At 63.5% G+C, this 14,040-nt stretch carries 13 protein-coding genes and 1 tRNA gene; 7 read left to right on the top strand and 7 right to left on the bottom strand.

What is annotated here, in order from left to right:
- The first annotated feature begins 2 nt into the window (after nucleotides 1–2).
- The 6 genes from AABF56_RS12605 to AABF56_RS12580 all read left to right on the top strand — a co-directional run bounded on the left by AABF56_RS12605 (nucleotide 3) and on the right by AABF56_RS12580 (nucleotide 4,864).
- Nucleotides 3–1,160, top strand: coding sequence for a phage major capsid protein (locus tag AABF56_RS12605; protein ID WP_272806167.1), 1,158 nt, complete (start codon nucleotides 3–5; stop codon nucleotides 1,158–1,160).
- A 13-nt stretch (nucleotides 1,161–1,173) separates the two neighbouring features.
- Nucleotides 1,174–1,602, top strand: coding sequence for a hypothetical protein (locus AABF56_RS12600; RefSeq protein WP_272806166.1), 429 nt, complete (start codon nucleotides 1,174–1,176; stop codon nucleotides 1,600–1,602).
- 665 nt (nucleotides 1,603–2,267) lie between these two features.
- Nucleotides 2,268–2,573 (top strand): head-tail connector protein, encoded by a 306-nt coding sequence (locus tag AABF56_RS12595; protein WP_272806165.1) that lies wholly within the window; start codon nucleotides 2,268–2,270, stop codon nucleotides 2,571–2,573.
- Entirely contained in the window at nucleotides 2,573–2,881 is a 309-nt protein-coding gene (locus AABF56_RS12590; RefSeq protein WP_272806164.1) for a phage head closure protein, read from the top strand. The genes AABF56_RS12595 and AABF56_RS12590 overlap by 1 nt, the downstream gene beginning before the upstream one ends.
- Before the next feature lie 110 nt (nucleotides 2,882–2,991).
- Nucleotides 2,992–3,279 carry a phage terminase small subunit P27 family gene (locus tag AABF56_RS12585; protein WP_336314387.1) on the top strand — a complete coding sequence of 96 codons (288 nt, stop codon included), beginning with the start codon at nucleotides 2,992–2,994 and terminating at the stop codon, nucleotides 3,277–3,279.
- Nucleotides 3,248–4,864, top strand: coding sequence for a terminase large subunit (locus tag AABF56_RS12580; protein WP_443021104.1), 1,617 nt, complete (start codon nucleotides 3,248–3,250; stop codon nucleotides 4,862–4,864). The genes AABF56_RS12585 and AABF56_RS12580 overlap by 32 nt, the downstream gene beginning before the upstream one ends.
- A 75-nt stretch (nucleotides 4,865–4,939) precedes the next feature.
- On the opposite strand, the gene AABF56_RS12575 is transcribed toward AABF56_RS12580, so the two are convergent.
- The 4 genes from AABF56_RS12575 to xylF all read right to left on the bottom strand — a co-directional run bounded on the left by AABF56_RS12575 (nucleotide 4,940) and on the right by xylF (nucleotide 8,554).
- A tRNA-Arg gene (locus AABF56_RS12575) sits at nucleotides 4,940–5,016 on the bottom strand.
- Nucleotides 5,017–5,183: 167 nt separating this feature from the next.
- Complete coding sequence (locus tag AABF56_RS12570; RefSeq protein ID WP_245082686.1) at nucleotides 5,184–5,969, bottom strand: ATP-binding cassette domain-containing protein; 786 nt, start codon at nucleotides 5,967–5,969, stop codon at nucleotides 5,184–5,186.
- A gap of 14 nt (nucleotides 5,970–5,983) precedes the next feature.
- Nucleotides 5,984–7,297 (bottom strand): sugar ABC transporter permease, encoded by a 1,314-nt coding sequence (locus tag AABF56_RS12565; protein ID WP_245082688.1) that lies wholly within the window; start codon nucleotides 7,295–7,297, stop codon nucleotides 5,984–5,986.
- 216 nt (nucleotides 7,298–7,513) lie between these two features.
- Nucleotides 7,514–8,554 (bottom strand): D-xylose ABC transporter substrate-binding protein, encoded by a 1,041-nt coding sequence (gene xylF, locus AABF56_RS12560; protein WP_245082689.1) that lies wholly within the window; start codon nucleotides 8,552–8,554, stop codon nucleotides 7,514–7,516.
- 243 nt (nucleotides 8,555–8,797) lie between these two features.
- Here xylF and AABF56_RS12555 point away from each other — a divergent pair, with 243 nt between their 5' ends.
- On the top strand, nucleotides 8,798–10,018 hold the full coding sequence (locus tag AABF56_RS12555) for an ROK family transcriptional regulator (RefSeq protein ID WP_272806162.1): 1,221 nt from the start codon (nucleotides 8,798–8,800) through the stop codon (nucleotides 10,016–10,018).
- 219 nt (nucleotides 10,019–10,237) lie between these two features.
- Here the strand turns inward: AABF56_RS12555 and iolG are convergent, their stop codons facing one another.
- The 3 genes from iolG to AABF56_RS12540 form a co-directional block, all read right to left on the bottom strand.
- A complete protein-coding gene (gene iolG, locus AABF56_RS12550) occupies nucleotides 10,238–11,230 on the bottom strand; it encodes an inositol 2-dehydrogenase (RefSeq protein WP_272806161.1) in 993 nt (330 codons plus the stop codon).
- 106 nt (nucleotides 11,231–11,336) lie between these two features.
- Nucleotides 11,337–12,356 (bottom strand): ABC transporter permease, encoded by a 1,020-nt coding sequence (locus AABF56_RS12545; protein WP_272806160.1) that lies wholly within the window; start codon nucleotides 12,354–12,356, stop codon nucleotides 11,337–11,339.
- A gap of 52 nt (nucleotides 12,357–12,408) precedes the next feature.
- Nucleotides 12,409–13,947, bottom strand: coding sequence for a sugar ABC transporter ATP-binding protein (locus AABF56_RS12540; RefSeq protein ID WP_272806159.1), 1,539 nt, complete (start codon nucleotides 13,945–13,947; stop codon nucleotides 12,409–12,411).
- Between the last annotated feature and the right edge of the window lie 93 nt (nucleotides 13,948–14,040).

Raw genomic sequence — 14,040 nt, 5'->3', positions numbered from 1 at the left:
TCATGCGACACGATAAGAACCTGGCGGCGAGCGCTGCCATCATCCTGAAGGGCGAAGAGGACGATCCGGCCGGCATCGTCACCAAGGCGCTCGACGACATGCAGAAGGCGATCGATGATCGTCTGAAGGCGATCGAGACCAAGACGGCCGAAAGCGAAAAGCTCGGCGATCGGATCAAGGCGCTTGAGACGAAGGCGAACCGTCCCAGTGCCGACGACGGCAAGGCTGACAGTGCGGAAGAACTCAAGGCATGGGTTACGTACCTGCGCAAGGGCCAGCAGGCCGATGACGTGACGCTGAAGGCTCTGACCGTCGCCAACGATCAGCAGGCCGGCTATCTCGCACCAGCCGAGGTATCCAGCGAGTTCATTCGCGACCTGACCGAAATCAGCCCGATCCGGCAGCATGCCAGCGTGCGGTCCTCCGCAGCGCCTTCGGTCAAGTATCCGAAGCGCACCGGCATCACCAATGCCAAGTGGGAAGGCGAGATCGAGGAAGCCGAGCAAAGCACGGTCACGTTCGGCCAGACCGAGATCGTGGCGAAGCGGCTGACGACCTATGTCGATATCTCCAACTCCCTGCTGATGGGCAGCGAAGGGGCGGCAGAAACGGAAGTCCGCCTGGCGTTCGCCGAAGACTTCGCTATGAAGGAAGGGCGGGCATTCGTTGCCGGCGATGGCTTCAAGGAACCGGAAGGCATCCTGTCGAGCACGGCCATCCAGCAGGTGCTCAACGGCCACGCGACGAACATCAGCGCCGATGCCCTGATCTCGCTGATGTATGCCCTGCCGGCGGTTTACCGTAATCGCGGTGTCTGGGTGCTCAACGGCACGTCGCTCGCTGCGATCCGCAAGCTCAAGGATGGACAGGGCAATTTCCTGTGGCAGCCGTCCTTCCAGGCAGGCCAGCCGGAAACCATCCTTGGCCGTCCGGTGGCTGAAGCGGTGGACATGCCCGACATCGAGGCGAATGCCTTCCCGATCGCATTCGGCGATCTCGGCACCGGCTATCGCATCATCGATCGCATGCAACTCGGCACCCTCACCGATCCCTACACGCAGGCCACGCGGGCAATCACCCGCATTCACGGCACGCGCTGGGTCGGCGGTGGTGTCGTCCAGCCGAACGCAATCCGCAAGCTCAAGATGGCAACGTCCTAAAGGAGGCAAGACCATGCGAGATATCGTTTCCAACATCGGCCTTGTCACGGCCATCGCTCCGGCGGTCTATACCGCCGACAACACGCCGCCCGCGCTCGATCTTCTCGGCTTCGGCAGCGCCATGCTTTCGATCCATGTCGGTGTGGGTGGCATCACATTCACCGGCACGAACAAGATCGAGTTCGTTCTGACGCATAGCGAGGACGGCACGACCTTCGATCCCGTCACTGACGACGACGTTCAAGGCGTGGCTGGCACGACCGGCGGCATCGTCCTCGCCCTCAAGGCGGCGCATGCCGATCCGAGCGTTACCAAGGTGGGCTATGTCGGCAATCGTCGTTACCTGAAGCTGTTGGCGGATTTTAGCGGCACGCACGGCACCGGCACGCCGATCGCGGCAACGCTGGTCAAGGGCAATCCGTCTCAGGCACCGGTCACGTAATCAGCGGGGCGTTCATTGACGGTGCTGCGGTCCATCGAACAACGGAAAGTCACCTGCCAGCCCCCAGTCGGCAATGCCGGCGAGTGCGAGGTTCAAGGTGGCATAGGTCGCGAACACCAGCCGTCTCCTTTCCGGCCAAGGGTTCATCGGCAGCCGCGCTCGGCACGCCAAGGGAGGGATGCTTCGGCGTCTCTCCCTCAACTCAAGGAAACAATCATGCCTATGAAAGCCCCTCGCATCTGTGGTTGCGGTCATCGGATTGCATCTGGTGCGGCCTGCCCATGCGAACAGAGACGAGCCAAGGAACGCAAGACGCGTCACGACGCCAATCGACCGAGCGCAAGAGCGCGTGGCTATACGGCCGAATGGTATCGGGAGAGCCGAGCATTCTTGACCGTGAACCCACAATGCCGGCGATGCGGCAAGCCTGCGACCCTTGTGCATCATGTCGTCGCGCACCGTGGCGATCAGCGTCTCTTCTGGGATCGATCGAACTGGATGCCATGCTGCCAGCCTTGCCACGATGGACCGATCCAGAGCGCCGAGAAGAAAGGCCGGGGGGTGGCTCAGAACTTTGGTCGATCCACCAGGACCGGCGTGGGTAGGACAACGCGAGATTTGCCCGAAACAGGGTTTTTTACTGACGCGACGGATGAGGACTTCCGATGATTGCCGATTTGACCATCCTGAAGGAACAGCTTCGTGTCGATTTTGACGACGATGACGCCACGATCGGGCGCAAGATTGCCGCTGCGCAAGACCTCATCGAGCGACACCTGGGCTTCAAGATTGAGGATGAGTTCGGCGGTGCCGGCCAAGAGGAAATTCCGCCCGCCCTTGTCGAGGCCGTGTGCCAGCTTGTCGGTCATTGGTTCGAAAATCGGGAAGCGGTGATCGTTGGAGTCAATGCGCAGGAATTGCCGCTGAATGTGCGCGATATCATCCGCGAATATCGAAATTGGAGCTGGTGATGCGCGCCGGGGCAATCGATCGCCGGATTACCATCCAACGCTATTCCGTGGTCGGTGACGACGGTATGGGCAACCAGATCACGGAATGGGCTGATCTGGCGACGGTGTGGGCCAAGGTTCGGCAGGAAGGCGGTCGCGAGTTTTTTGCTCAAGCAGCCATACAGGCCGAACGGCGAGTGATCTTCACCATTCGCTGGATGGAAGTCTGGGTGATCGATCGCATTCAATATGACGGCATCGAATACAACATTAAGGAAGTGCGCGAGCTTGGCCGGCAGGCTGGCGTCGAGCTTCATGCGGTAGGTTGATTATGCGAGGCACGAAACCTCATCTGGTCATCGACAATGACGCCGTGCGGACGGCTCCGGCGGCACCTGCTTGGCTTTCGAAAGAGGCTAAGGCCGAATGGAAGCGCGTCATGCCGATCCTGGTCGAACGGAAAATCCTGACCGTTGCGGACCTCGCCAGCTTCGAAAACTACTGCGTGGCGATCGGCACGGTGCGCGAGATGGAGCGAACGCTTCAGTCTGCCGGCTATACCTATGAGACTGAGGGCGGGGCAATCAAGCGTCACCCGGCCGTCGCGATCCAGTCGGATGCCATGACGCGCGCTCGATTGCTCGCTGCCGAACTTGGTTTAACGCCAGTGTCGCGGTCGCGGCCGGCCATCAGGGATGATGACGATGCTGATTCCCTCTTGGATTGATGACGGCTCCGAGATCCCCGATCCCTTCGGCTATGGCGAGCGTGCCGTTCAATGGCTGCGCCGGCTGAAGCATCCGAAGAACCCGGCACCGGGCCGGCCGTTCCAGCTTGATCCCTGGCAGGAAAGGATCATTCGCAAGCTGTATGGGCCGCGCCACGAAGACGGATCGAGGATCGTGCGCCGCCTGGTGCTGCTCTTGCCACGCGGAAATCGTAAGACAAGCCTTTGCGCCGCAATTACCCTGCTACACCTGATGGGACCGGAGCGGCTTCCCGGCGGCCTGACCGTCTCGGCGGCATCGGCGCACGAACAGGCGATGGAGCTGTTCAACGAAGCCGCAATGATCGTCCAGCACGACAAGCGGCTGGAAAAACACCTTGCAGTGCGGGAATACACATCCTCGATCAGCTTCCGCAAAGAGCGATCCCGCTACATCGCTGTCGCATCTGATGGCAAGGTTCAGCACGGCAAGACGCCGAACGTCGTCATTGCCGACGAACTGCACGCCTGGGAGGGGCGAGCCGGACAGCGCCAATGGGAGGCACTTGATTCGGCGCTGGTGAAGGTGCCGGGAACGCTGTTGATCGTCGCCACGACCAGCGGACGCGGGCAGGAGAACCTTGCGTGGAAGACGGTGGAATACGCGATCAAGGTTCAGAAGGGCGAGATCGATGATCCGGCCACCCTGCCGGTGATTTTTATGGCCGAAGAGGGCGACGACTGGCAGGCGGAAGAAACGTGGTTCGCCACCAATCCCGGTATGCGCCACGGCTATCCCGATCTCGAAAGCTACCGCGACAAGGCACGCAAGGCGATCAACAGCCCATCCGATCGTGACAGCTTCCTGCAATACAATCTCAATCGGTGGCTGGATCACTCGGCATCGCCGTTCGTGGAAATGTCGGTTTACGACGAAGGGCGCGGTGAGGTGCCGCTTGATGACTTTGAAGCCGAACAGACGCCGTGCTGGCTTGGTGTGGACCTGTCGAGCAACTCGGACCTGACGGCCGTCGTTGCTGCCTGGGGCAATGCCGAAGATGGCTATGCGGTCCATCCCTGGTTCTTCTGCCCTGAAGACAATCTGCGGCGCCGCGCCGATCGCGATGGTGTTCCCTATCCGGCATGGGCGGAACAAGGGCTGATCCTGCCGACACCTGGCAACGTGGTGGATTTCCGTCTGGTGGAAGACCAGATCAGGGAACTATGCGCCCGTTTCAATGTGCGCGAGATCGCGTTCGATCCGCATCTGGCGCGCAATACGTTGAACAACCTGCTGGAAGACGGCCTGCCGGCTGTCGAGATGCGGCAAGGCTGGGTGACGATGGCACCAGCTATCAAGGAACTGGAACGCGCAATTGTCGGTCGCCGCTTCAGGCATGGCGGGCATCCGATCTTGCGCTGGCATTTCGACAATATCGCCGTCGAGACCGACAAGGCCGGCAACCGGGCATTCCACAAGGGAAAGTCGAAAGATCGTATCGACGGTGCCGTCGCGTGTGCAATGGCTGTTGCCCGCGCCGCCGCTGGGGAGGGCGCGACCACATACGATCGGGAAGACTGGTCCGACGACATGGCTTACTTCTGATCGCGCTGATGGTGAGTATTTGGTGAGTGAGCGTTGAGCGCTCAGCTTGCGACTTCTACAAGTCATTGAAAAGATTGGCGCACCCGACAGGATTCGAACCTGTGACCTTTGGAATCGGAATCCAACACTCTATCCAGCTGAGCTACGGGTGCTTGCCTAGGCGATGACTCGCCTGTCCGATGAGAGGGTTCTTAGCCTAGCTGGGGGCGGGCTTCAATCGGGAAAATGCAGAAAGGGCAATCTGTTCTGGCGGGCTGTGCGCTTTGGGCCGCCTGGGATAGGAAGCCGCCGGGGGGCCGGCGGCTTTCGGTCGTCCTCGTCAGGCGGTCTGCATGGCGCCGGGGCCGGGGATGGCTTTTTCCGGGACCTTGCCGAGGATGATCATGCCCAGCACCTCGTCCTTCGTCACGTCCTCGGTGCGGGCGTGGCCGACGACCTGGCCGTTCTTCATCACCGAGACGCGGTCGGCGAGGTCGAAGACGTCGTGGATGTCGTGGCTGATCAGGAAGATGCCGATGCCTTCCTTCTTCAACTGCTTGATCAGTTCGCCGACCTGCGCCGTCTCCTGGGGGCCGAGGGCGGCGGTGGGCTCGTCCATGATCAGGATGCGGGCGTTGAAGAGGATCGCCCTTGCGATGGCCACCGACTGGCGCTGGCCGCCGGAAAGCGCCTTCACCGGCTCCTTGAAGCGCTGGAAATTGGGGTTCAGGCGGCCCATCACCTCGCGGGTCTTCGCCTCCATCGCCACGTCGTCGAGGGTGCCCCAGGGGGTCCTGAGCTCGCGGCCGAGATAGAGGTTGGCGGCGGCGTCGACATTGTCGGCGACGGCGAGCGTCTGGTAGATCGTCTCGATGCCGTATTTCTTGGCGTCGCGCGGATTGTTGATGTCGGCGGGCTCGCCGTTGATCAGGATCTCGCCGCCATCGCGCTTGTAGGCGCCGGAGAGGATTTTGATCAGCGTCGACTTGCCGGCGCCGTTGTGGCCGAGCAGGGCGACGACCTCGCCTGGATACAGATCGACCGAGGCATTGTCGACGGCGTGGATGCCGCCGAAGGAGATGGAGATGTTCTTCATCTCCACGAGGGGCGTACGGGTGTCCGTCATTTTATGGGCTCCTCTTACTTGGCGCGGGCGCGGTAGACCGTGTCGAGCCAGACGGCGACGACAAGGACCATGCCGACCACGATGCGCTGGAACGGGGTGTCGATGCCGACCAGCACCATGCCCGATTGCAGCGATTGCATGACGAGGGCGCCGAGCATGGCGCCTGCGATTGTGCCCATGCCGCCGGCAAGCGAGGTGCCGCCGATGACGGCCGCGGCGATGGTGTAAAGTTCGTCGAGTTCGCCCTGCGCGTTGGTCGCGGCGTTGAGGCGGGCGGTGGAGATCGCCGCGGCGATGGCGCAGAGCATGCCCATCAGCGCGAAGATCTTGACCGTCACCCAGCGGGTCTTGATGCCGGCGAGTTCCGCCGCCTCCGGGTTGCCGCCGAGCGCGAAGACATAGCGGCCGAAGCGCAGGCGCGTCGAGATGAAGGTCATGACGATGCCGACCACGATGGCGATCAGCACGGGAATGGCGATGCCGTGCGGGATGAAAAGGCCGCCTTCCGGCCAGGCGATGCCGTTGGCGTCGGCGTATCTGCGGGCGATGGCGACGGGCCAGGGATAGCTGTTGACGACCGCGATGGCGCCGAGCACGAGGGCGCAGCCGACGGTGGTCAGGAAATATTCGGCCCACATGGGGCGCAGCGGAAAGCCGAAGCGCTTGCGCTGCTTGCGGGAGTTGGCGATCGTCGCGACGATGGCGATGCAGGCGATGACGCCGACGATCCAGCTGGCGGTGGCGCCGATCGAGCCTTCCGTGCCGCCGCCCATCAGGCGGAAGGTCGCGTCCATCGGGGCGACCGTGCGCCCGCTCGTCACGAACCAGGTGGCGCCGCGCCAGACGAGCAGGCCGCCGAGCGTGACGATGAAGGAGGGCACGCTGAGGAAGGCGATGATCGCGCCGTGCAGGGCGCCGATGCCCGCGCCGAGCAGGAGGCCGGCGAGAAGGGTGATCATCCAGGTGGCGGGGTGGTTGAAGCCGAGAAGCTGCGGCAGCAGCTCGGCCTGCAGCACGCCCATGATCATGCCGACGAAGCCGAGGATCGAGCCGACGGAGAGGTCGATGTTGCGCGTGACGATGACGAGCACCATGCCGGTCGCCATCACGGCGACGGAGGCGGTCTGGACCGAGAGGTTCCACAGGTTGCGCGGCGTCAGGAACAGGCCGCCCGACAGGATGTTGAAGCCGATCCAGATGATCAGCATGGCGCCGACCATGCCGAGCAGGCGCGTGTCGATCTCGGTGGCGCGGAAGAAGCGCTTCACCGGATTCTCGCTCGCCGATCGCGCGCGATTGGCATGCGTGGTATTCGTGATGTCGGCCATGGCTTTGCCGTCCCCCCACTTTTGTTGAACGTGTCGTTCGGGCGTGGTTTGAGGTTCCAGCGGGATGGAACGGAAAACCGTTTCCCACCGCTCCTCATTCCGCTTCGAGGATTTTCGCCGCCTCATCCTCTGCCCGCTGCCCATCTTGCGCAAGCGCCGCAACGGAAGCCGTTGCGGCGCCTGGTGATGGTCAGGTCAGTACCGGATCATTGCCCGTCAGTTGCAGGCCGCGACCGAGCCGGCGGCGACGCCCTGGCAGGCCGTTTCCTTCGGGATCCAGCCGGCCTCGATGACGACGTTCAGGTTGTCCTTGGTGATCGGCACCGGCGCGAGGAAGACCGACTTCATCTCGACGCCCTTCGGGCCGCCGTTGAAGGTGGTGACGCCCTCGATCTCGTCCATGGTCTTGCCCGAGGCGAGTTCAGCCGCGATTTCCGCGGCGCGCTTGCCGAGGTCGCGCGAGTCCTTCCAGACCGAGACGGTCTGCGTGCCGAGCGCGACGCGGTTGAGCGCGGCGTGGTCGGCGTCCTGGCCGGAGACCGGGACGGAGCCGGCAAGGCCCTGTGCGGCGAGCGCGGCGATCGCGCCGCCGGCCGTGCCGTCGTTCGAGGCGACGACCGCATCGACCTTGTTGTCGTTCGCCGTCAGGAACTGCTCCATGTTCTTCTGGGCATTTTCCGGCTTCCAGCCGTCGGTATAGGCTTCGCCGACATTCTTGATCTTGCCGGCGTCGACGGCTTCCTTCAGCACTTCCTGCTGGCCTGCGAAGAGGAAGTCAGCGTTCGGGTCGGACGAGGAGCCCTTGATGAACACATAGTTGCCTTCGGGCTTCACCTTGAACACTTCGCGGGCCTGCATGCGGCCGACTTCCTTGTTGTCGAAGGTGATGTAGAAGGCGGACGGGTTCTCGATCAGGCGGTCGTAGCCGACGACCGGGATGCCTTCCGCCGCGGCCTTTTCGATGGCCGGGCCGATGGCTTCCGAATCCTGGGCGAGGACGATGATGGCGTTGGCGCCCTGGGCGATCAGCGATTCGACGTCGGTCAGCTGCTTGGCGGCGGACGACTGGGCGTCAGCCGAAATGTACTTGTCGCCGGAGGCTTCGAGTGCTGCCTTGATGGCGGCTTCGTCGGTTTTCCAGCGCTCTTCCTGGAAGTTCGACCAGGAAACGCCGACCACGAGGTCCTTGGCGTGCGCAACGGAATGCAGGGAAACGATGACGGCAGCCCCTGCCATCAGCTTCAGAACGAACTTCATAATATCCTCCCAAGTGAACACCGGCCGCCTGGACGAACCTCCCGTCCAATCAACGACCGGCCACGATCTACTGTCTCGATGCCCCTCCCGACGGTGCCGGGACTTTTTTCTCGACAGTCGAGAAAATAAATGTCAGAAGTTTCGAAGGCTGTCAACACGGCTTGAAAGGCCTTGAACGACGGCGTGACAGATGCTTTGGGAGGGGCATGTGTTGCATCCTGTGAAAGCGAGCGGAAACCGACGATGCTGACCAAGTCGAGCACGGAGCTTGTGCGTCAGCAGAACAGCGCGCTGGTGCTCGCCTCGCTACGCCGGCACGGGCCGCTCGCCCATACCGACATCTCCCATCACACGGGACTCGCCTCGGCGACCGTCTCGGTGATCACGGCGGAACTGGAGAAGGCCGAGGTGCTCGAGCGGCGCGAACAGCAGGCGTCGGCCTCGCGCGGGCGGCCGCGCGTCATCTTCGGCCAGCGGCGCGATGCCGGCTATCTCGCCACCGTGCGCATCTCCTCCGACATGGTGCAATATTCGCTCGCCGATTACGGCGGCACGCTGCTCGATCGCTTCGAGGAGCCGCGCAACCATGCCGATACCGCGACGCGGCCCTTCACGGAAGCCTTCGTCGCCGCGCTCGACAGGCTGGCGGACCGGTCCCGGATCGACCGCGGGCAGGTGCTGGTCGTGTCGATCAGCAGCAAGGGCCTTGTCGATCCCCTGACGGCACGGCTCGTCTGGTCGCCGGTTTTCGGCACGCAGCAGGTGGATTTCGCCGCGCTGCTCCAGCCGCCCTGGCGGGCGAAGATCCTCATCAGCAACGAGACGCTGCTCGTCGCCCATGCCATGGCGCTGCGCATGGAGAAGGCGGGGGTGCGTGACCTGCAGGCTGTGGCCGCGCTGTCGCTCGGCCACAGCATCGGTCTCGGCATCGCACGGTTCGACCGGTCGGGGGAACTCTCGGTCACCGCGCCGAATTTCGGGCACATGCTGAACTCCTCGGACGGCAAGCTGTGTCGCTGCGGCGCGCAGGGCTGCATCGAGGCCTCCGCCGGCTTCTACGGCATCCTGCGCACGGCCTTCGAGGTGCCGCCGGACACGATCCCGGCGAAGTTCGTGCCGCTGGTGGAGATGGACAAGATCGCGCTGCGCGCCCGCCAGGGCCACCGCATGTCGGAATATGCCTTCCGTCAGGCCGGGCTGGCGCTGGGGCAGGGGCTTTCGCGCGTGGTGAGCCTCTACGAGAACATGCCGATCGCCATCACCGGCCCCGGCACGCGCTATTTCGACCTCATCCAGCGGGGCCTGGAGGAGGGCCTGGCGCAATCCCAGCAGGTCCGCCTCTTCGGCGCGCCGCCGATCTCCGTCGTGCCGGAGGAAGCGACGCTGGTGCTGGAGGGCCATCTCGACCGGGCGCTGGCAGAGATGGACCACGATGTCATCGCTGCGAGGGCGGTGGGAGAGTGAGGGGGTAATCGGATGGCCCTGATGCCTGGACGCTCACACCACCCTCCTTCGTCATCCTCGGGCTCGACCCGAGGATCTACGCATCACGGCAGAGCTTGAGTTTGTGGCCTGGATCCTCGGGTCAAGCCCGAGGATGACGGAGGAGGGTGGTGTGGGTGTTCCAAACAAAAAGACCGGGCGAGAAAATCGCCCGGCCAGGTGCTTGGGAGGCGGTTTCCGTCAGGCGACGGAGATCTGGCGCTTTTCCTCGACCGACGTCACGGCCGCATCGGCAAGCGCAAGGGCTGCGAGGCCGTCGGCGCCCGACGGCGAGATGGTCGCGCCCTTCTCGATGGCGGCGATGAAGGCCGCGATCTCGTTGGCATAGGCTTCGGTGTAGCGGGTCATGAAGAAGTCGTGCAGCGGCGGGCGGGTGTAGCCGTCGCCGTTGGCGACCTCGATGGAGACCGGGCGCTGGTTCTCGGCAGACACCATGCCTTTCGAGCCGTGCACCTCGATGCGCTGGTCGTAGCCATAGGTGGCGCGGCGCGAATTGGAGATGACGGCCTGCTTGCCGGACTTGGTCTGCAGGATGACGGAGACGCTGTCATAGTCGCCGGCCTTGCCGATCTCCGGATCGACCAGCACGGCGGCGGTAGCGGAGACCGAGACGACCTCCTCGCCGAGCAGGAAGCGGGCCATGTCGAAGTCGTGGATCGTCATGTCGCGGAAGATGCCGCCGGAGCGCTTGATATAGTCGACCGGCGGGGCGCCGGGGTCGCGGGACGTGATCGTCAGCATCTCGACATCGCCGATGCGGCCGTCGTCGATCGCCTGCCTGACGGCCATGAAGTGCGGGTCGAAGCGGCGGTTGAAGCCGACCATCAGCTTGCCCTTGGTCTCGTCGACCACCTTCATGCAGGCCTTCACGCGCTCGACGTCGAGGTCGATGGGCTTTTCGCAGAAAATGGCTTTTCCACCGCGGGAGAAGCGCTCGATGAGGTCGGCATGGGTGTCGGTCGGTGTGCAGATCACGACGGCGTCGATGTCCTTCGCCGCTTCGATCGCCTCGATGGTGCGGACCTCGCAGCCATATTGCCTGGCGATGGCGTCCGCCGCGGCGGGGAACGCATCGGCGACGGCGACGAGCACGGCATCGGGATTGCCGGTCACGGCCTTGGCGTGAACCTTGCCGATGCGGCCGGCGCCGAGAAGACCAAATCTTACAGTCATGTTGTCCTCGTTATGTGTGGGAGCGAATAGCGAATAGGGAGTAGCGAATAGGGAGAAATTTTTGGCGAACTATTCGCTATTCGCCATTCCCTATTCGCTCTTTTAACTACGTCTTACGCTTCTTCTGCCGGTAGACGTCGACGACGACGGCGGCGACGATGATGATGCCCTTGACGATCTCCTGGTAGAATGCATCGACGCGCAGGAAGGTAAAGCCCGATGTCATGACACCGAGGATGACGGTGCCGATGACCGTGCCGGTGATGCGTCCGACGCCGCCGGCAAGCGAGGTGCCGCCGATGACGGTCGCGGCAATCGCATCGAGTTCGTACATCACGCCCATGCCGGCCTGGGCGGTCTGGGCGCGGGCCGCGGTGACGACGCCAGCAAGGCCGGCGAGCGCCCCGGCAATGGCGTAGACCTTCACGAGATGGGATTCGACATTGATGCCGGAGACGCGGGCGGCCTGCACGTTGGCGCCGATCGCGTAGGTGAACTTGCCGTAGCGGGTATAGCGCAGCGCGATATGGAAGATGATGGCGACGACGAGGAAGATCACGACGGGCCAGATGCCGGTGCCGATGAAGTTGAACTGTTCCGTCAGGCCCGAGACCGGCTGGCCCTTGGTGTACCACTTGGAGATGCCGCGGGCGGAGACCATCATGCCGAGGGTGGCGATGAAGGGCGGGATCTTCGTCTTGGCGATGAGCTGCCCGTTGATGAAGCCGGCGAGCAGGCCGACGCCGATGCCGAGCGCGACGGGCACGATGACGGGCATGTCCGTCAGCGAGGGATAGAGCGCGCGCGGCCAGGTGGAGGCCTGCGCCAGCGAGGCGGTGAACATCGCCGTCATGCCGACGACCGAGCCGGAAGAGAGATCGATGCCGCCGGTGATGATGACCTGCGTGACGCCGACGGCGATGATGCCGATGACCGAGACCTGCAGGATGATGATCGTCAGGCGCTGCGGGTTCATCAGGAAGCTCTGGCCAACGAAGATCCAGCCGAGGATTTCATAGACCAGCGCAATGCCGATCAGGACGAGAAAGATGTTGAGTTCCGGCGGGAGCCGGCGGGCAGATTTCTGCGCAGCGGCCTGGGCCTGCGCGGCGGAATTCGTGCTCATGATTACCTCCCTTGCGGCCGCCCGGCGGCCCTGAATATTCCTTGGGCTGATTTCACTGGGCAGCCAGTTCCATGACCTTGACCTGCGTCGCCTCCGCCCGGTCGAGGATGCCGGTGACGCGGCCCTCGTGCATGACCATGACGCGGTCGCTCATGCCGAGCACTTCCGGCATTTCCGACGAGATCATGATGACGGCGACGCCGTCGCGGGCGAGCTCGGTGACGAAGCGGTGGATTTCCGCCTTGGCGCCGACATCGATGCCGCGGGTCGGCTCGTCGAGGATGAGGATGCGCGGATGGGTAAGCAGCCAGCGGCCGATCAGCACCTTCTGCTGGTTGCCGCCCGACAGGTTCTCGATGCGCTCGTGAAGGTTCGGCGTCTTCACCCGCAGCTTCCGGCTCATCTCCTCGCAGACCTTGGTCAGTTCGCCCTCGGCAACGAAGCCGTTCTTGACGAACTTATCCTGGAGGACGGCGATCTGCATGTTTTCCAGGATGTCGAGGATCAAGAGACAGCCGGTGTCCTTGCGGTCTTCCGTCAGGAACGCCATGCGATGCCGGATCGCCGTGTTCGGACTGTCGATGGTCACCGGCTTGCCGTTGATCTCGATGCTGCCCGAGGTGGCCGGCGTCACGCCGAAGATCGTCTCGGCGACGTTCGAGCGGCCCGAGCCGACGAGGCCGGCAAGGCCGAGGATCTCGCCGGCGCGCACGTCGAAGGACACGTCGTGGAACACGCCCTTGAGGGTGAGGTTCTTCACCGAGAGGACGACGTCGCCGATCGGCACCTCCTCCTTCGGGAACATCTGGGTGATCTCGCGGCCGACCATCATGCGGATGATGTCGTCGCGCGTCACGTCGGTCGAGGCGTGCGTGCCGATATACTTGCCGTCGCGGAACACCGAGAATTCGTCGGCGATCTCGAACAGCTCGTTCATCTTGTGGGTGATGTAGACGATACCGATGCCCTGCGCGCGCAGATCCCGGATGATGGTGAAGAGATGCTCCACCTCGCGCTCGGTCAGCGCCGAGGTCGGCTCGTCCATGATGAGCACGTCGCTCTCGTAGGAGACGGCCTTGGCGATCTCGACCATCTGGCGGTTGGCCACCGAGAGGTCGCGCACTTGGGTTTCCGGGTCCATCACGATGTTGAGGCGCTTGAAGAGCGCGGCCGTCTTTCGGTGCATCTCGCCGTGATCGACGAAGCCGAAGCGGTTCTTCGGCTCGCGGCGGATCCAGATGTTCTCGGCGACCGTCATGAAGGGCATCAGGTTGAGTTCCTGATGGATCATGGCGATGCCGTTCTCCAGCGCGTCGAGCGGCGATTGCAGGCGGATCTTCTGGCCCTTGAGCAGCACCTCGCCCTGGTCGGGCGTGTAGATGCCGGCGAGGATCTTCATCAGCGTGGATTTGCCCGCGCCGTTCTCGCCCATCAGCGCATGCACGGTGCCGCGCTTCAGCTTGAACTCGACGTCGTCAAGCGCGACGACGCCCGGAAATTCCTTGCGGATACCTTCCGCGGACAGCAGATATTCGGCATTCGGAATGGCGCCGCTTGCACGAACCGCGGCCATGGTGGTCGGACTGACCATCGTCCCCTCCCTCCCGGAGCAACCAGAAACGGGTCGGACGCGCGCACGCTTGCGTGCGCGCGTCCACAGCAGTCTAGCGGTTTTCCGCGACCG

It is taken from the genome of Shinella sp. WSC3-e (genome assembly GCF_945994535.1).
Lineage (GTDB): Bacteria > Pseudomonadota > Alphaproteobacteria > Rhizobiales > Rhizobiaceae > Shinella > Shinella yambaruensis.
Note: the sequence above shows the minus strand (reverse complement) of the source record. Positions and strands in the feature narration are given on the sequence as shown.